The following is a 19,876-nucleotide window of genomic DNA, read 5'->3' as shown; positions in this document are numbered from 1 at the left end:
CCAATATGTACAAGCGAGCCCAATGGCAATGGTTAGCAGCCATCGTACTGCTGACTATGGCCTGTAAGAAAGAGAACAACAATGTTACTAAACTAAATTATGAAGATGGCGTGAGCACTGTCATCTACGACCTTGCTGGCGATACTGAAGCCTCTGTGGCGGATGGTGTGGAAGGAAAAGAGAAACGCCCGTTCCGGAGTTTTTATTTCAAGCTGTCGACCAAACTGCAATCATGGGATAGCAGCAACACCTTTAAGCAAAGTAACAACTGGGACCTTGCATTTACAGATATCTATAATGCCCTCGTATATGTGAATAACGGTAGTGGAGAAGGCCCCGGAAAAGGTGGTGCGGGAAAGGGACTGATCATCGCTGTGGATAGTGCTTATAGCAAAGTGACAATAGCTCCCGAAGAGGATGCATTCGAAACAGGGAATCTTCGTTTTGCAGGATGGGATGGTTATCCACAACCTTATAATACCGGCTGGTATTTCTATTCACTGAACACACATCTGGCAGTGCCTATTCAGAACCGCACGTTTATCATCCGCACAGCAGATGGTAAATATGGAAAGCTGGAACTGATCAATGTATACCAGGGAAATCCTCCTACTGTGACTGATCTTTTCTGGCCGGCACCTTATTTCACCTTCCGCTATTTTGTACAGCAGGATGGTAGTCATAACCTGAAAACACCTTGATCATAATGCGTATATCTTTCTTGTTGTTAGCCGTCTTTTTATTCGCATCCTGTTCGGATAAGGATAAAAAGGACGATCCTGCTTTACCTGATTTACCTGCAGTGACAGTGACCGCCAGTGGTACGTATACTGTGAATAACCTAATCGGTGATACTATAGCGAGAGCTGGTGGTAGCGCTACTTTCAAAACTGTGTATTATAGCCTGGAAGATGGCCGTGTGATCCCCGATGCTTATGCAGCGACTGACAAATGGGACATTGCATTTGCCAGCATTTACAACAGCAGTGTATGGGCGAATAATGGCACGGCTACTTACAATCCTGGTAAGGGTGGACCTGGCAAAGGGGGCATTTACCTGGTGGTAGATAGTGCAGTGGATAAGCAATATTTCGATTATGAAAACCAGCGTCCTGCTGCTGTGCCTATTGCACAAAGTTTAATGGAGGAGGCTTTTAATAAAGTGACGACTGTACCTGTGGCAGATGCTGATCTGTTGATAAATGGTTATCTCACTCTGGATCATTTTAATGGAAGTACAAATGGATATGCCTTCTATGATTTTTATGGACAGATGTATCCGGGTGATAGTGAGAAAGCCCATGTGGTGTATGGGTTGCCACGTACTATTATTATTAAAACTGCGAAGGGGAATTATGCAAAACTGATGATCTACAGTTTTTATAAAGATAACCCGGCTAACCCGGATATTCATACTGCTGCACCTTATATCACTTTTAAATACACGATCAATAAAGATGGCGATAAGACATTTAACCAATAGTTTGCTGGCACTGACCCTGTTCTTTGTTTGCTCTTGTGGGAAAGATAATGATACGACTACACCTGCAGCAACTTATTTAGAAGGGACCAACTGGGTACCCAGCCGTGTGAGGCAACTGGATGAACATATTTACCTGGATGAGAAATACAATGTGGTGTATGTGGTAAATTATCCAGCTCCGGATGTAGGGCATGCTGCATCAGAAGGGCATCGTGCATGGTATTTTAATTTTGATACGCACAAGGCAGTGGATAGTGCTGCTGCGGTGGATGGTGAAGCTACATGGCATATCATGTTCAACAGCATTTATAATTCACAGATAAATGCGGATGCGGCTACTGCTGAGGGGAAGAATGGGCTGGGGAAGATCAGGGTGGTGAGAACTGCGTTTGATGAGTTGACGGCAGCGCCGGCGGATTCTATGATCAGGAATAGTGTGCCGATTTCTTTTGATATAAATGATGTGATTGATAGCTGGGGGTATTATCAGTTTAGTGATCATTCGTTGGTGCCTTATAAGGATAGGTCTTTGATCTTTTTGTTGAAAGATAACAGGTATGTGAAGGTGGAGTTGGTGAATTTGTATAAGGATAACCCGGCGACAGCGCCTGATTATAAAGATGAGAATACGAAGAACCTGGCCCCGTGGTTTAATTTTAGATATTATGTGCAGGAGACGAAGGGGGATTTGAATTTGAAGACAAACACAAAATAAATACTATACAGGAAACGGCCGGTGACCGGGAATAACCACTAATTGGAAAAAGAAGTATGGCCTTATGCAGGCTGCATTCACCACAGACGCTGGATGTGACGGTCCTAATAGCGCCCGGGAAAATGCTGTCCCACACAAGATGCCATACTATTGAAAATTCTTAAAATACAAATCTAATGAAAACACTTCGTTTTAGCGCTGCCCTGCTGGTAGCGGGAACTATTGCTTTATTTTCTTCCTGCCAAAAAGATGACGTAACTACACCTAACAGCGGCCTCACTGTAGGTGGTGGTCTGGCTGTAACTGTACCAGATGGTGGTTCTATTGATCTGTCCGTAGCTGGTCCGTATGCCAGCAAAACAAAAGGTACTGTATCCAGATCAGGATCAGTATACACTGTTACCAACTTTGCGCAGGGTACTGTAACTGCGCCAGCTGACAGCACGCAATGGTCAAATGTCGCGAGCACTTATTATTTCAACCTGGCTACTAACGTAGGTGGTGATTCTGTAAATGCGACTACTGTGAGTTATACCCTGCGTTTCACTGGTAGTGCAAATGGTGATATCTATGCTTATTCCAGCACTTATACGCTGAACTACCAGGATACCGCTTTCGCTACTGCCAAAGGTGTAACTACTATTGCTGCTCCAGGTGGTAAACTGGGTACTAACAATATTTACATGGGCGCTGTACTTGTGAGCGCTGGTACCGGCTGGTATGATTATGATATTTCCAGCCATATTGTAACTGCACATCAACCACGTACACTGATCCTGAAAGATCGTACTACTGGTAAAGCTGTATGGAAGGTGAGCATCACCAGCATTTATTCCAACAGTACTCCTAATGCAAGTAGCTCTGCTACCAACTATCCATATTATAACTTCCAGTACCAGGCACTGTAAGGTGTGAGGTATAGCCGGGAGGCCGTTTTCCTGTATTTTTTTAAAACAAATAATGAAATGAAACTGCAATTCAAGTATGCTTTTTTATCACTGTGTCTGACCGGGGCTATCTTCGCCTGTAAAGATGATAAAGACACGGATGTGACACCTGTGGATGAAAAGAAAGATTCGATTGTGAATGAATATGTAACTATCAAAGTGAGTGGAGTAGTAGAGGTCAATAGTCTGCCTGTACCTACAGCATCAACACTGGATTATAATCTGTTTAGTTTTGCGAAAATGGGATTGGTTGGTGCAGGGGAGGATAGTATTAATACGGCGTCATGGGATCTGGCTTTCCAGGGATCTGGTTTGAGTATGGCGCCCAATTGGGGAGGTACTGCACCTAATTACTGGGATGGCGTGGATAAGTTTGCCATGAATGCTTCGGATGTGAAGGTAGTGGGGTATGAGGATACGACATTTGATAAGATCACGGCTGCACCTGCGGAGAGTGAGTTTATTCATACGGTGGGTATGGATGTGTCTCAGCCGGTGTTTAATACTGAAACAGGGGATTTGATGTATTTCAATTTTCCTAAGACGACAGTGTTTGTCTTTAGGCTGAATGATGGCAGGTATGTGAAGTTCCAGTATGTAAGTATTTACAAAGGAGCACCTGAGACGCCGACTGTGGCAATTCATCAGAATGACTTTGGATATTGGACGTTTAAATACTTTATTTCTGCTAAGGGAAGTACGGATTTAACGACGAAATAATTATGTTTTAAAAGGCCCAAAGACAACAGCTTCCGCCAACGGCGGAAGCTGTTGTCTTTGGGGTAGCGCTGTTAAAAACGTCAAAAATGTTGTTTTTTTTGTAAATTCCCTTAAAATCCACTCTGGTGAAACAACCCATCCTTATTGCACTCCTATCCTGTGCCACTGTATTCGTAGCCTGTCGCAAGGACCACGATACTGATACTGAAACACCCGTATCTCCAACAGAAGGCACCCGTGAGCAATTTACGCTCGACTCCATCTATCTCTATGCAAAACAGATATACCTGTGGTACGATGCTTTGCCTGACTATACTACCTTCAATCCGCGTCAGTATGCTACCGGCAGTAGTGTATTGACTAATTACGAGAAGGAGCTGTATGTCATTACCCAATTAAAAACCAACCCCAGTACCGGCTACTCATATGAGTACTCTGGCTATGCCGGTACGCCAAAATATTCCTTTATTGACGACGGTTCACTCACCGGTGGCCGCCGTGGAAGTGTTTCGCTAACCGGCACTAACCGGCTGGCTACTGTTTCTCTGACGGACAAAGGGGACGATTTCGGTCTGAGCCTCAGTGCAAGCACCGACATCCGCATTCGCTATGTGAATCCCAATTCTCCTGCAGCACTGGCCGGGTTACAGAGAGGTTTCAAGGTTACACAGATCAATGGTACTGCTGTATCTACTTCCAATACTTCCTTTATTGAATCTGCACTCAACAGCAATTCAATATCCATGACTATTGAGGACAATAATGGAATGACGGGTACTGTGAATCTGACGAAATCAAATTATTCAACAAGTCCGGTGATGAAAGATACTGTCCTGACCGCCGGCGCTTCCAAAGTGGGATACCTGGCCTATAGCCGTTTCTCAGTATTGTCCAGTTCGCAGACGCCGCTGGAAAATGCATTCAGCAAGTTTGCAGCCGCTGGTGTGACCTCACTCATCATCGACTTACGATATAATGGTGGTGGGTATACGACTACTGCTGAAGAGCTGGTAAACCTCATTGCACCTCCTTCTCTGAAAGATAAGGTGATGTATACTGAATACTTCAATCAACTGCTACAGGATGGTAAAGCAACAATCTTAAAACAACAGACTTACCTGGATGCCAATGGTAATACTGTTCAATATAATGGTCATACAGCTACCTATGCTGACCTGGATTATTCAGTAAGTGGTAACACTTACAAATTCAGTAAGGCAGGGAGTTTGAACAGTGTGAAGCAGGTCGTTTTCATCGTAAGTGGCAATACTGCTTCTGCGAGTGAACTCGTGATCAACAGTTTAAAACCTTACCTGACGGTGAAGCTGGTAGGTAGTCAAACCTATGGAAAGCCAGTGGGTTTCTTTGGTGTTAAAATCGACGCCTATACAGTTTACATGTCAAACTTCTATATGCAGAATGCAAATGGTGATGGTGATTATTTTCAGGGTATGACTCCTGATATTGCTGCCAGTGACGATGTGACGCATGATTTCGGAGATGCAAATGAGACCTGTATAGCAGCAGCTTTGAGTTATCTGGCTGGGTCCGGAAGAACGGGTGTTGCAACAACGGTAACACCGTTGATACACATGGGGCCGACCTCATTTTCCGGTATGATTGAGGATAGATTGCACACAAAATAACGCTCATTTTTTCCCGATCGCGTATTTTCTTTTCCCGATCCGATCTGTCTACAAATGAGAACAGGCGTACATTTGTGAAGCTTCCTTATCAAATTGCTGTTTGTTAACTCCCAAAAAACTACACAAGCATAGATCTCTTTAAAAAGTATCAAGTCCTACCACCCTGTTTTAACGGGGTGGTAGGCACTATTCTGAGAATTTTGTCAATAAAAAGCCTTATTCTGTGCATTCGTGGTAATATCCAACAATATTTAAGTAATTTTATCCGTCAAATTTAAATCTGGATGATCAAGAAGGCGCAACGTACCAGAAAATGTATACTGGTTGCTGATGACGACGCAGACGACCGGGAGCTTATAAAAGTGGCTTTTGAGGAGAGTGGGACTGAAACTGAATTGCGTTTTGTTGAGAATGGAGAAGAATTAATGTATTACCTGAACAGGCAGGGAAAATATGCGGACGAAGAAAAATACCCTTTCCCAAGTATTATCTTACTTGACCTGAACATGCCGCGTAAAGACGGTAGGGAAGCATTACGTGAAATTAAAGAACATGCAAATCTTAAGTGGCTGCCCATCATTATTCTGACTACTTCTACTGAAGCAAAGGATATTTCGAAATGCTATGAATTGGGGGTGAATAGTTTTACCATCAAGCCATCCAATTTCTCAGACCTGGTCTCATTTACCCGCATGCTGCATATCTATTGGTTTACAGTGGTGCAATTGCCGTAGAATTAATTCCACACGCGGCAAAGCAATATTCATAGTACTTTTAATCATTGTCACATATACCAGATAATGATTGAACAGTTAAGAGAAAGTACAGCAGCACTCCATCAGGACCTGGAAAGGACCCTGATCCCGCTGATTAAGCAAGTAAATTCCCCTGAGGCATACATCAGGTTACTGCAATTGTTTTACGGATACTATTATCCGCTGGAACAATACATTGGGGCGCATATTGATACATCCTTCCCCGGTGGGTTTGATCACCGCCGCAAGGCTGTGCTGTTATTGCAGGATATCAACGTGATCAATGGTTCTCCACTGGATCCTCCACCTACCTGTACCGATATTCCAGAAATTAATGATAACGGACAGGCGCTTGGTGCTATGTATGTACTGGAAGGCTCCACCCTGGGCGGACAGGTCATTTGTCAGATTATACAACGAAACCTCCCTTTGCCGGAAATTACAAAGGCATTATCTTTTTTTAACGGTTATGGTGAAGAATCCCGCGCTAAATGGGACAGCTTCGTACTCTACCTCGAAGGATACCACGGAACAGATGAACAAAAAATACGGCTAGTGGAAACCGCTGCCAATACCTTCAGGCTATTCAAAGTTTGGGCGCAAGCCAACGCCTGATCCATTTCAACTTAATCAAATACCGGATAACCTGTCTTTATGCAAACGAAGAACTACGACTCCACCTTTTGTGGTAGTGTTCCTTTACATCAGATTAACCTGATACAACCCTATGGAATATTGATCATACTGCAAAGGAGTGATTACAAAATCGTGCAGGTGAGTGAGAATATCGTAGAAGCGCTGGAGCTGCCACCTGCAGAAGTCGTGAATACGTTACTGTCCAGGTATATACCTGCCACCCAGCTGGAACAATTGCAAAAGAGAGTGCATGAAGGTATCGTTGAAACGGTACCGTTTACTTTGTCTTTTTCAAATAAAGACTACCTGGTACTGATGCAGGTAAACGGTGAATCTGTGATACTGGAAATGGAGGCACAGAGCACGCCTACTACCCAAAACTCGTTTATTACTATTTATCAGCAACTCAAATATGCCATGGCGGCCATTAATGCGGCTTCCTCTATTGCGGAAGCCTGCCAGATAGCCGCTTCGCAGCTGAAAGCGTTATCCGGTTACGATAAAGTGATGGTATACCAGTTCGACAACAACTGGAATGGTACTGTGCTGGCAGAGGATGCTGTACCGGAAATGGAAAAGTACCTGGGGTTGACTTTCCCTGCTTCTGATATTCCAAAGCTGGCAAGGGCCATGTACCTCAAAAATCCTTACCGCCTTATTCCCAACAGAGATTATGTGCCGGTGAGCCTGTATCCTATCATCAACCCCCTCACGAATGCATTTACAGATCTGTCTGGTTGCAACCTGCGCTCTGTTCCTGCCGTGCACCTGGAATATATGAAGAATATGGAAATCATGACATCCATGTCTTGTCGTATATTAAAAGACGGGCAGCTATGGGGACTGTTTTCCTGTCATCACCGTACCCCGTTCTACCTGCCATACGAAGGGAGGGCACTTTTTGAACTGCTTTCGGACATCATTTCGGCGCGTATCCTATCTCTTCAATATAAGGAAGAGAGCGATGAATATGCCGATCTGCATGACATTCAGACCAGGCTGGTAGAACAGGTATACATTACCAACGACCTGCTAACTGGTTTGTTGGGGAATGCGGCCAATGTACTTCAGCTCTTTGATGCCACCGGCGCCGCCATGGTATTTAATAAAAGGATGGAAAGCATAGGTACTGTGCCTGATAAGCATGCGCTCAAAGATCTGTTGCTCTGGATCCAGAGTACAGCGGAGAAAAGTGTGTACCAGGAACTGAGTCTGCCGGCAGTCTATGAACCTTTCGTGAGCTATGCTAAATACGCCAGTGGAATACTGGTCATCAGCATACAACCACAAAAAGGGGACTTTTTGGTACTGTTCCGTCCGGAAGTAATCAGGGAGGTAAAGTGGGGAGGTAACCCGGATGAAGCGATCCATTTCGAAAAAGATAATATACAATACCACCCCCGAAACTCGTTTAGTACCTGGCAGCAACAGGTACGGAATACCGCTCTGCCATGGCGTGAGACGGAATTGACCATGGCGGAACACCTGCGCAATTTTATATTGGAGTACATAGTAAAGGCAATGGACTGAGGCTTTCCGGCCCATCATTTGTTTATGGTATAAAACCTTTAGATGAAGAAAGCGAATTACATAGTGGCCATAGGGGCATCTGCCGGTGGACTGGAAGCAATTCATGAATTTTTCGATAACATGCCGGAGTACGGCAATCTATCATTCGTGATTATACAGCATCTGTCATCGGACTATAAGAGCCTGTTGGTGGAGCTGGTCTCCAAGCATACCCACATGCAGGTACGTGAGGTAGAGGAAGATATGCCGGTGGATAACGATTGCGTATATGTGATTCCAAACAACAGAGACATCATCATTGAAAAAGGCAGGCTGCGGCTGATGCAGAAACCTGTTGAGAAAGCGCCGAATACAGCCATCGATACCTTCTTGTTTTCACTGGCAAAAGATAAGGGCCGTGAGGCCATTTGCATCATCCTCTCTGGTACGGGTACTGATGGTACACGTGGTGCAGGAGCTATCAAGAAAGCAGGAGGAATGGTGATGGTACAGGATCCTGAATCCGCCAAGTTCGATGGTATGCCACGCAGCGCCATTGCCTCAGACAATATAGATTATATACTCGCACCGGAATTTATGCCGGGCGAGATTTTCAATTATATACAGGACCTGCCGCTGCATGTTTTCAATGGTAAAATTGAAGAACACCTGTTGCCGGAAGTATTCAAACTGGTACAGGAAAGCAGTGGTCAGGATTTCCATCATTACAAGTCTCCTACTATTACGCGCCGTATTGCAAAACGCATGGCGCAGTTCAACTACAAGACGTTAGAAGAATACCTGGCATTGCTCAGGCAGAATCCTGAAGAAAGTAAGTTATTAGCCAAAGATTTCCTGATCGGGGTGACCCGTTTCTTCAGGGATACGACCGCTTTTGAAGTACTGAGAGATCAGGTATTAGACAAGTTGATCGATAGTAAAGAGGAAGGCGCTATTCTGAAAATATGGGTCACTGCCTGTAGCACGGGAGAGGAAGCTTACTCAATGGCTATCCTGGTAGACCAGATGCTACAAAAGAAAGGCAAGTGGCTGGATGTGAAGATCTTTGCAACAGATATCGACAGCAATGCCATAGAGTATGCTGCCAAAGGTGTGTATCCTGCTGCTGTACTGAAAGACGTGGAGCCGGTGGTGGTGAAGAAATATTTTCTGAAGGAAGAAAAGCATTACCAGATTGTATCACGACTGCGTAAACAAATTGTGTTTGCCAGACATAATATTCTGAAAGATCCACCATTCATAAAGAATGATGTGGTGAGTTGCAGGAACATGCTCATTTATATGGACAATGTGCTGCAAAGACAGGTATTGGCGTCACTGCATTTTGCATTGAATACAGGAGGTTATTTATTTTTAGGTACCAGCGAATCTGCGGCATTGATCAGAAGTGGACTGGAAGAAATCAATGCAAAATGGAAGCTCTATCGTAAGACGGATGCAGCCCGTTCTGCACCACCGGATAATCTGTATAGTCCACTTGAATACATTCGTCAGTCAAGAGAAATGCGTCCGAATGCAGGAAGTTTGTTAGGACAGGAGAAGCGACTGGCGATGGATCTGGCAGATGACTTCAGAAATGTGCTATCGGAAGAATATGGTTATGCAGCGGTGTACATTGACAAGAATTATGAGATCAGAGAAGCGACTGGTAACTATAAAAAATTCCTTTCTCTGCCTGATAAAAAGCTGAACCTGAATCTGCTGAAAATGGTGCCCAATGACTTGTCCATGGTATTGAACATGGCATTGCGACAGGCATGGAAAACTACGCAGAAAGCAACGCTGAGAGGCATTAAACTGAATACAAAAGAGGGGCTCCGGTTAGTGAATCTGTTGATTAAACCTGATACTGGTAATGGACAATATACCCTCATTGTATTTGGAGAAGAACCGGAAAGAGCGGCATTGTTGTCAGAGCAGAAAGAGGAACAGACTTACCCTGCAGGTGTGAATGAACACATCATGTCGCTGGAAGCGGAGCTGGGTGAGACGCGTACGAATTTGCAGATGGCCATTGAAGGTTTGGAGACTTCCAACGAAGAACTGCAAAGTAGTAATGAAGAGTTGCTCTCTGCCAATGAAGAATTACAATCCAGCAATGAAGAGTTGCAATCACTCAATGAGGAGTTGCATACTTTGAATACAGAGCACCAGCTCAAAATCAAAGAGCTGATGGAGCTGAATGATGATATGGACAACTACTTCCGCAGTACCGACATTGGTCAGGTATTTGTGGATGGCCGGATGCAGATCCGCAAGTTCAATCCAGCGGCAGTGAAGATGATCAACCTGATCCCTGCTGATATTGGGCGGCCTATCAGTCATATCTCTACGAATATCCAGCAGGATAGTTTACTTGATGATATCAATGCGGTCATACGCAATAAAAATATTTTAGAGAAGGAAATGGTGCTGAGTAATGGCAATATGCACCTGATGAAAATAATGCCTTATATCAGGCAGGATAAACAGACCGATGGCGTAGTGATCACCTTTGTGGATATCACGGCCATCAAGGAGCTGGATATGCTGTTGAAAGGTGTGTTCAATGCCAGTACCAGTCTGATCATGGCCTTTAAGGTTGTGCTGGGTAATAATGGAAATGTATCCGATTTCCGGTTGCTGACATCTAATAGTGCAGCTGCGAATTTGCTGGGCCATGATGTACTTGCGCTTAATGCGCCTTCTATGAAACAATCTATGCCGCAACTGATGCAGCAGGGATTATTTGAGAAATATGTGCAGGTAGTACAGGATGGTTCGGTATTGCATACAGAGGTATTGGTGAACCATAACAATGAGGAAGCCTGGTATGAAATGTCTGCCGTAAAAACAGCGGATGGCATTGTGATCACCTGCTCTGATGTGACAGAGAAGAAAGATGGGGAAGAACGTTTACGCCGTAACTACAATGAACTGATACAGGCGCGTGAAAGTCTCCGTAATCTGAATGCTGCACTGGAAGATAAAGTGCTGGAACGTACCCGTGAGCTCACACAGAGTGAAGAGCGTTTCCGACTGGTTTCCAAAGCCACCAACGATTCTATCTGGGACTGGAACCTCACCAACAATACAGTGTGGTGGAGTGACAACTTCTATAATATTTACGGTTATAGTCCTGATAAAGAGTCTTCCAGCCGAACTTTCTGGATGGAGAAGGTGCATCCTGATGACAGGGTGCGGGTGCAGGAAAGCATTAGCCGTGCGGTGAATACCAAACAGAGTCAGTGGTCAGAAGGGTATCGTTTGCTAAGGGCAGATGGTAGTTATGCACATATCCTGGACAGAGGTTATCTGCTGCAGGATGAATATGCCACTCCTTATCGTATGCTGGGGTCAATGTTGGACGTAACGAATTTGCGGGCAGCAGAGGAACAGGCAGTCATGAGTATGGAGGAAAAACGCTTCCTGGCAGAGTCTATGCCATTGATCCTCTGGACGGCATGGCCGAATGGCGAGATCAATTTTGTGAATCAACAGTTTACTTCCTATACCGGTCTGACCCTTGAGAAAATCAGTGAAGCCGGTTGGGAAAGCATATTACACCCTGATGATGTGCCGGTATGGACCCGTACCTGGAGTAATGCCCTCCGAAATAAGCAGGACTTTTCACTGGAATTACGGATCCGTAGAAATGACGGGCAATGTCACTGGTTCCTGTTACGTACCCGGGTACAGCGTGATCTGAATGGAGCATCGATCCTGTGGGTGGGTACGAATACCGATATCCACGAGCAGAAGATGCTGGCAGAGCTGATGGAACAGCGGGTACAGGAACGTACCAATGCCCTGCAAAAGGCGAATTATGAGCTGGAATCGAGCAATGCGGAGTTGCAGCAATATGCCTTTGTGGCATCGCATGACCTGAAAGAACCTTTGCGCAAGATCCACATGTTTGGAAATATGCTCAGGGAGCGGTACCAGGATCAGATGGAGGAAAAGGCGGTAGATTACCTGAACAGGATCATCAATTCATCGAGCAGGATGACAAATCTGATCAATGATTTGTTAAGATTTTCCCGGTTGTCACAGATGAATTTCTTCGAAAAGGTGCCTTTGGAAACAATAATCAGGGATATTCTCTCTGACCTGGAGGTATTGATACAAGAAAAGAATGCTATCGTGACAGTGGGGCAGCTGCCCACGATCGAGGCGGTACCCAGCCAGATCCGGCAGGTATTCCAGAACCTGCTGAGCAATGCCTTTAAGTTCTCCCGCAAGGATGTACAGCCAATGATCAGTATTATGGCGAGCCGGATTGCTGAAAAACGGTTTGACAGTATTGCCGATCCGGAGGGCCAATATGTCTGTGTGACCATTTCAGACAATGGGATCGGGTTCGATGAGAAATACCTGGATAAAATTTTTGTACTCTTCCAACGTTTACATACTAAGGACAAATATGAGGGAACTGGCATAGGACTTGCGGTTACGCGTAAGATCATTGAAAAACACCACGGAATTATTACGGCACACAGCCGTGAAAAAGAGGGGGCGACATTTACTATTATCCTGCCTGTAAAGCAGGATCAGGAGATAGGGTGATCTTATTTTAATGTCAACATATTAATAGAAGTCCTTATTTTTGAACCATGACAAAGAAGAGTGTAATTTTCACATTTGCCAGCTTTATTTTTGGAGCTTCGGCTTTTGCTCAGAGTAAAACTACGGTGGGTATCCTCCGTTTTCAGTCCAACGCTTCTCAGAATACGAACAATGTAACCGCTATCCAGGATGCGGTGGCAGATGTGTTCCTGAAAAACAAGCGTTTAGCAGTGGTTGGTCAAACTGATACTTCTTTTGAACAATCCAAGGTGGCTGGTGCTCAATTTATTATCTCCGGAAATATTGCGAAAGCGACCATGGAGATGAGACAGACCAATGTACCGATTGTAGGTACGACCAATACGAATGTGGCGGAGATCTCCTTTACACTGAATGTGACAGATGCAGGGCGTGGTGAGGTGATTGCTACCACGACAGTGAATGCGAGTGGTAAGGGGAAAAATGCATATGATGGAGCGATCAGTGATGCGAAGTCACAGGTAGAGAAGTTTATGAAAGAGAACTTTAAGCTGACGGTGAGTATAGCGGAGATCGAGGATAAGAATAGTCTGGGTGCGGCGACTTCGGTGTTGATAGCAGGAGGTACGTTGCTGGGTCTGAAGGTGAATGATGAATTCAGGGTGTATGAGGTGACGGAGATTACGGTGAATGATAAGGTGATGCAGCGGAAGAAGACCCTGGGTAAGATTGTGGTGACTAAAGTAGAAGATGAGAATTTTTCAGTGGCGAATGTAATAGAAGGAGGCGTTGATATTACGAAGAAGGTAGGAGATAAAGCGAATTTGAAATGTGAGCTGGAGAGTGAGCCTTCAGGGTTATTCTGGAAGAAGAACTAGAACTCATTTCACAAATAGGAATTTGTGATTGATAATCAATACTTAAATGGTAATTATAAAATGAGTTCTAAGAAGTTTTAAAGGATATAATTAGAAAAGCCCTTCGTATTAATACGAGGGGCTTTTTTCTGAAAATAGTTTTCATTCCCCGTTGGAGAATTCCTTCTTTCATGAAAGTTTTGTTGGGCTAAAAAGGAAAGCCGCTCCTTTCGAAGCGGCCGTTCCCCGTATTGCTCATTTTAACACTTACTCTATTTCTTCATCATCCTTATTCACTGTCTTTGCTTTCCTGTTTCTTTCCACCCATGCATACAGTGGTGGTATTAACAGTGGTGCAAAGATCAAAGTACTTGTCAGACCACCGATGATCACAGTCGCCAAAGGACGCTGCACATCAGAACCGATACCTGAAGAGGTAGCTGCCGGAATCAGACCGGCAATCGCTACGATCAGGATAGATAACAGTGCACTCAACTGCTCCTTCGCACCCAGGAATACGCTGTCCTGCAGGGTATGATCCGGTTTCTCCCTGAGTCGGTTGATAGCCGAAACAAGGAGTACGCCTGCCATAACAGAGATACCGAAGATACTTACGAAGCCCACACCTGCAGATACGTTAAAGTGATACCCACGGATCAGCAAGGCAACGATACCGCCAGCCAGAGCGAAGAGGATACAACTTACTGTTACAACAGTTTGCGGCATATTTCTGAAGAGGATAAACAGTACTAAGAACACCATTACGATGGTGAGTGGAATAGTGAAGGACAATTGTTTACCCGCACGTTCCAGGTTTTCATACTGACCACCATAGATAATGGAGTAGCCTTTTGGTATATGCAATTGTGCACCGATCTTCTGACCGACTTCACTTACAAAACCTCCCTGGTCACGACCACGGATATTTGTTCTCACCGTCACCATACGTTTACTATTGTAACGATAGATGTTCGTCTGACCCTGTACATAGCTGATATCTGCCAGTTGGTTCATTGGAATCAATGCACCGGTAGCGGATGGTACCTGTAAGTTTTTCAGGGATTCGATCGTACTACGTTCACCAGGTGTATAGCGGATGACGAGGTCATAACGTTTGGTTCCATCGTACAATGTAGAGATGGTTCTACCCCCAATCGCAGCTTCGATCATACCCTGGATATCTGCTACATTGATACCGAAACGGGCGGCGTTTTCACGGTTTATATTGATCGCAATCTGCTCCTGCGGACCTTCCTGTTCAATGTTCACAGATTCAGAGCCCTGCATGTGTTTGACGATATCAGCAATCGTATCAGCCTTTGCACGCATCATGGTGAGGTCGTCACCAACGATAGAGATAGCGAGATCCGCCGCACTACCGGTTACAATTTCCATTACCTGGTCAATGATCGGCTGACCGGAAGAGAACTTCACAGAAGGCATGGCTTTTTCCAGGTCATGCCTGATATCAGTAACCAGTTGTTTTTTAGAAATGGTATCGCTCCACAGTTTATATTCTTTCAGACCTACCAGGATTTCGTTACGGTTGGTTGGGAATGGATCCGTACCATCGTCATTACGGCCTGCCTGGGTGATTACGAAGGCGATCTGTGGGTATTTAGCGATCACTTCCCTGATCTTTGGAGAGTACTTCGCATTTTCCTGGATGGTAATACCTGCGGGGAAGTTACCACGGAGGAAGATAGAACCTTCATCCAGTTCCGGCAAGAATTCAGAACCTAAGTTCGCACCGAATAATACCAGTATCACTACGACAGCAAAACCTGCCAACACCGTTGTTTTCGGACGTTTCAGGGTCTTGCCTAATAGTTTGCCATACTGTTTGCTCAGGAAGTCCAGCACAATATTTTTGTGCTCCTTCATGGGCTTATCTGTATTATTAAATGCTTTCTTAAAGGCGAAGGAGATCAGTACTGGTATGAGCGTGAGTGCAGCCAGCATAGAGCCGATCACTGCAAATGCCAGGGTCAGCGCCATTGGTGAGAACAGTTTACCTTCTACACGTGTCATCAGCAGGATAGGCATATAAGCCAGGATGATGATGGTTACGGAGAAGAAGATCTCGCGGCCTACTTCCTGAGAAGAGCGGAGGGTCAATGCAATGATACCCCGTTTCTTTTCTTCCGGTGGCGCCGTTCGATACGTTCGTATCAGGTGTTCTGCCATTACGCAGGCCCCATCCACGATGATACCAAAGTCGATCGCACCGAGTGATAAGAGGTTCGCCGGAATACCGGTTAACCGCATCAATATAAATGCGAAGAGGAGGGAGAACGGGATGGTGAGAGCTACTACCAGTGCACTTCTCAGACTACCCAGGAAGAAGATGAGGATGATCACTACGATAGAGACCCCTTCTAACAGGGTATGACCTACGGTTTCCAGCGAGTGATCGATGAGGAAGCTACGGTCATACAGGGTACGGAGGTGTACGCCTTTGGGTAGTTCATCTCTTTCGAGGTCCTTGATTCTTTCTTTCAGAATTTTCAACACTTCGCTGGGGTTCTCATATCTGCGCAGCAGAATGATACCTTCCACACCATTGCTCACATTGGTTTTCGTAGCGTTGAAAGTATAGCCCATTACACCGCTTGGTGGTGGTGGGGCTACTTCAACCGTCGCTACATCACGCAGGTATACGGGGTTACCATTAGCTGCTTTGAGTACGATATTACGAATGTCGGCTTCTGTTTTTACAGCACCCAGACCACGTACGGCAAATCCCTGTTCACCACGGCTGATCACGTTACCGCCTGTATTCTGGTTATTCTTTTGCACGGCATCGATCACATCCTGTAAGGTGAGATCGTATTTACGCAGTTTATCAGGAGCGGTTAAGATATGAAACTGTTTCAGCGGGCCACCGAAAGTGGTGATATCCGCGATACCGGGTACCTGTAACAGGTAAGGTTTGATGACCCAATCCTGCAGGTCACGGATGTCGGTGGGTGTATAACCGGGTGGTGCTTCGACTACATAACGGAGGATTTCACCAACGGCAGTAGTAAGCGGTGCCAGTTCCGGGGTTACGCCATCCGGGAGTTCGGCGGCAGCCAGTCTTTCATTCACCTGCTGGCGGGCGAAGTAATCGTCCGTACCATCGGTGAAGGTAAGTTGAACAACGCTGAGGCCGAAGATAGTGCGGCTACGGCGGTCAAGTACATTTGGCGTATTTTGCAGCGCTCTTTCGATGGGGATGGTTACTTGTTGCTCCACCTCTTCAGCAGCGCGGCCAGGATACTGTGCCACGATGATAACGTTGGTATCAGCGATATCCGGGTAGGCTTCAATCTTGAGCTGGGTAAAACACCAGTAGCCGATACCCATCAGGCCAAGTCCCATGAGGATGACCACCCACCTGTTTTTTAGAGAAAATATTAAAAGGTTACGAATCATTGTCGGATTATTTCGGTCAAATCTGGAATCGTTCTACTTTGGTAGTGATGATGAACCCACTGGTGATCCGCTTGCGCAGTTCTTTCAGGGTGTGCAGCACTTTTTCTTCTTCATCGATGAAGGTGATCATGATAGGCGGTTCATCGAAGCTGAAGATGCTGTCAGGGCGTTTCATCTGATGATGTTCCCCAAATCCGATCACACCACGAAAAGCAGTAGCGCCGGCTACCTTTTGCTTGAGCAGAAACTGTACGATGTATTCGTACAGCGGCTGAGCGCCATGAACTTCATCTTTATCTATATAGATCTGTGCTTGTAACATTGTGGTTAAGGGTTTTTATTAGTATCCGAAACTTAAACCTTTCAGCTGCATCACACCTTTGATCACCACATTTTCGCCATTCTGAAGGCCATTATATACTGAAACGCGGTCACCTATCTGCAGACCGGTGCTCACCTGTTTTCTTACGAAAGTGGTAGGTGTTGTTTTTACGAACACATAGTTCTGACCTTCGGCAGTGATGAGGGCATCTCTTGTTACATTGATGGTGCCTGTACCTGTTTTGTTAGCGCCAGTAACGGTGAAGTTTACCATCGCAAACATACCCGCCCGGATCTCTGAATCCGGGGCTGAGAGCCGGATACGCAGTTTCACCATGCGGGTAACGTTGTCGACAACATCGGCGATGGCCTCTACTTTCCCGGCAAGTGGTTTATCGGGAAATGAGGATAGTATAACAGTGCAGGCAGTTCCTTTAGTTACGTTGATCAATTGTGTTTCAGGGATGTCGCAGATCACGAAGGCATTGCCAGGAGCGGTAGTGCGGAGGATTTCAGGATCGAAGCCTCCTGCTTTCAGACCTGATTCGTGTTCTACCAGCTGTGCTTTTTCGTTTGCCAGGTTGGTTTGTTCCATTGCCAGGCTGGATTTAGCTTCCAGCAGATCTTTGCCGGAGGCGGCACCGTGGTCGTAGAGGTCCTGTGTACGGTCCAGTTCTATTTTACGTTGCTTGATATTGATCTCTTCGATATGATTGACATTGATCTTGTGTTGTACCAGTTGAGTATAATCACTTTCCAGGTCTGGATTGTCGAACAACACAACGTTTTGAGCACCTTCCTGGGAGCGGATTACAGTTGCCGCCACCTTGCCGGGAGCGTGCAGGGTACCACTCAGGGCAGAGTCACCTACAGGTTCGGTGGTGAAGAAGTTGGCCGAAGCAGTATCCGGGAAGGTGATCTGCTGTCCATTGTTGGTAATGGCAGGACCGGGATCGTCCGTCACTTCTTTTTTGTGTTCTTTCTGACCACATCCTGCCAGCAGGAGGGAGGCCACTAAAAAATATCCGGTAATGCGTTGCATAATTATAATTGGTTTATAAGGCCCGTAGCGAATAAGAGTTGAATATAGCTTTGATAGTAAGATTGCAGTCCATCGTAGTACAGCAGCCGGGTATCGTACCAGTTACGCTGTGCATCCAGGAAGTCAATGATGGTGGTGCCACCGCGGAGGTAAGCATACTTTACATTGTCGAGGATCTGTTGAGACTGGGAGAGGATGCCGCTGAACTTAGCCAGGTTTTGTTTTTGCAGCTGGTAAGTATTGTAAGCGGTGGTTACTTCTGTCTGAATCGTGCGCTGGGTGGTATTCAGTTCCTGGTTTGCCTGTTGTGCCTGAATGTATGCTTTTTTGATCCCACCCTGGTTCCTGTTAAAGAAGGGGAGATCGATGGCCGCATAGAAGCCGATGTAAGGCACAGAGTTCTGCGGGTTGTAGATGATACCTAACTGAGGTTGCGGTACAGCGAGTGTTTTCTGGTATTTCACATTGCTGTTGCGCTCGTCGATGGCACTTTTGACCAGGGCGACGTCTGAGCGGTTGTCCATAGTCTGGGCAATGAGGCTGTCCAGTGTAGCGCTGGGGGCAAGTGTCTGTACATCGCTCAGGGTATCGATATCCACACTGGAAGGGATACCGGTGAGGAGGCGCAGGTTTTGTAACTCATTCATGTAATCCTGCTGGAATACGCTGAGTTGTAGGTTGTACTGATCCAGCAACACTTTTGTACGGGCGAGGTCAGTTTGAGTGATCACCTGGTTTTTGTAGCGCAGTTCATTGATCTTAACGAGGGTATCGAGGTTGCCTTTGCTGTCCTGCAGGAGGGCGAGCCGCTTTTTGAGCACCCAGCAGGTGATCCAGCTGTTACCGACGTTGAGAGAGAGGTTGCGTACGTTTTCCTGGTATTCATTGTCCGCCACTGTAACATCCTTTGAGGCTGTTTCAATTTTGTACTTACGCTGGTTGGGCCACTGAATAGGTTTCGTGAGCTGATACCATACCTGTCGGTTTGAGTTGGAAGACCAACGGGTATTGGGGGCGAAGTGAGCAGAATTGGCCAGTTGTAAGGTCTGGTTATTCAGGTTGGGATTAGGCCGGAGTTTGGCGGTAGTGACATCGGCTTGTGCGGCGGCGATGTTCATGTACTGGGCCTTAAGCACCGGGCTGTTAGTTCTGGCGGTATCGATAGCCGCTGCCAGGGTGAAGTTGGTTTGGGCGACAGCAACTAAGTGTATACATGTGAGTACACTGGTTACTACAGCCAATAGGAAGAGCTTCTTCATGTGATGCTGTTTGTCCGCATTTTA

At 45.7% G+C, this 19,876-nt stretch carries 15 protein-coding genes; 11 read left to right on the top strand and 4 right to left on the bottom strand.

All coding sequences use genetic code 11. The features are described 5' to 3' along the window. Positions 1–5 precede the first annotated feature (5 nt). The 11 genes from QQL36_RS02770 (at position 6) to QQL36_RS02720 (ending at position 13,834) form a co-directional block, all read left to right on the top strand. The gene (locus tag QQL36_RS02770) at positions 6–701 is read left to right on the top strand and encodes an HmuY family protein (protein ID WP_321568822.1); all 696 of its coding nucleotides are present in this window, start codon (positions 6–8) and stop codon (positions 699–701) included. Between the two features lie 5 nt (positions 702–706). Next, on the top strand, positions 707–1,483 hold the full coding sequence (locus tag QQL36_RS02765) for an HmuY family protein (protein WP_321568821.1): 777 nt from the start codon (positions 707–709) through the stop codon (positions 1,481–1,483). Next, positions 1,458–2,198: a hypothetical protein gene (locus tag QQL36_RS02760; RefSeq protein ID WP_321568820.1), complete on the top strand. Its 741-nt coding sequence runs from the start codon at positions 1,458–1,460 to the stop codon at positions 2,196–2,198. Before QQL36_RS02765 ends, QQL36_RS02760 begins: the two co-directional genes overlap by 26 nt. 176 nt (positions 2,199–2,374) lie before the next feature. Continuing rightward, positions 2,375–3,106, top strand: coding sequence for a hypothetical protein (locus QQL36_RS02755; RefSeq protein ID WP_083720182.1), 732 nt, complete (start codon positions 2,375–2,377; stop codon positions 3,104–3,106). Between the two features lie 57 nt (positions 3,107–3,163). After that, complete coding sequence (locus QQL36_RS02750) at positions 3,164–3,865, top strand: hypothetical protein (protein WP_321568819.1); 702 nt, start codon at positions 3,164–3,166, stop codon at positions 3,863–3,865. 125 nt (positions 3,866–3,990) lie between these two features. Beyond that, positions 3,991–5,511, top strand: coding sequence for a S41 family peptidase (locus tag QQL36_RS02745; RefSeq protein WP_321568818.1), 1,521 nt, complete (start codon positions 3,991–3,993; stop codon positions 5,509–5,511). Between the two features lie 284 nt (positions 5,512–5,795). Next, positions 5,796–6,245, top strand: a complete 450-nt coding sequence (locus QQL36_RS02740; protein WP_321568817.1) for a response regulator — start codon at positions 5,796–5,798, stop codon at positions 6,243–6,245. Positions 6,246–6,311: 66 nt separating this feature from the next. Then, positions 6,312–6,881, top strand: coding sequence for a biliverdin-producing heme oxygenase (locus QQL36_RS02735; protein ID WP_321568816.1), 570 nt, complete (start codon positions 6,312–6,314; stop codon positions 6,879–6,881). 39 nt (positions 6,882–6,920) lie between these two features. After that, positions 6,921–8,432: a GAF domain-containing protein gene (locus tag QQL36_RS02730; RefSeq protein ID WP_321568815.1), complete on the top strand. Its 1,512-nt coding sequence runs from the start codon at positions 6,921–6,923 to the stop codon at positions 8,430–8,432. A 42-nt stretch (positions 8,433–8,474) separates the two neighbouring features. Further along, entirely contained in the window at positions 8,475–12,977 is a 4,503-nt protein-coding gene (locus QQL36_RS02725; protein WP_321568814.1) for a CheR family methyltransferase, read from the top strand. A gap of 47 nt (positions 12,978–13,024) precedes the next feature. Then, positions 13,025–13,834 carry a hypothetical protein gene (locus tag QQL36_RS02720; protein WP_321568813.1) on the top strand — a complete coding sequence of 270 codons (810 nt, stop codon included), beginning with the start codon at positions 13,025–13,027 and terminating at the stop codon, positions 13,832–13,834. Positions 13,835–14,080: 246 nt separating this feature from the next. Here QQL36_RS02720 and QQL36_RS02715 read toward each other — a convergent pair whose 3' ends face one another. The 4 genes from QQL36_RS02715 to QQL36_RS02700 are packed head-to-tail and all read right to left on the bottom strand — an operon-like array spanning position 14,081 to position 19,852. Further along, entirely contained in the window at positions 14,081–17,230 is a 3,150-nt protein-coding gene (locus tag QQL36_RS02715) for an efflux RND transporter permease subunit (protein ID WP_083720189.1), read from the bottom strand. A 16-nt stretch (positions 17,231–17,246) separates the two neighbouring features. Further along, positions 17,247–17,552 (bottom strand): DUF190 domain-containing protein, encoded by a 306-nt coding sequence (locus tag QQL36_RS02710; protein WP_320578071.1) that lies wholly within the window; start codon positions 17,550–17,552, stop codon positions 17,247–17,249. 18 nt (positions 17,553–17,570) lie between these two features. Then, positions 17,571–18,593, bottom strand: a complete 1,023-nt coding sequence (locus tag QQL36_RS02705; protein WP_321568812.1) for an efflux RND transporter periplasmic adaptor subunit — start codon at positions 18,591–18,593, stop codon at positions 17,571–17,573. A gap of 2 nt (positions 18,594–18,595) precedes the next feature. Then, positions 18,596–19,852, bottom strand: coding sequence for a TolC family protein (locus QQL36_RS02700; RefSeq protein WP_321568811.1), 1,257 nt, complete (start codon positions 19,850–19,852; stop codon positions 18,596–18,598). Positions 19,853–19,876 lie beyond the last annotated feature (24 nt).

Source organism: Chitinophaga sp. LS1 (genome assembly GCF_034274695.1).
GTDB lineage: Bacteria > Bacteroidota > Bacteroidia > Chitinophagales > Chitinophagaceae > Chitinophaga.
The sequence above is the reverse complement of the archived record's forward strand: the minus strand, read 5'-3'. Positions and strand labels throughout refer to the sequence as shown.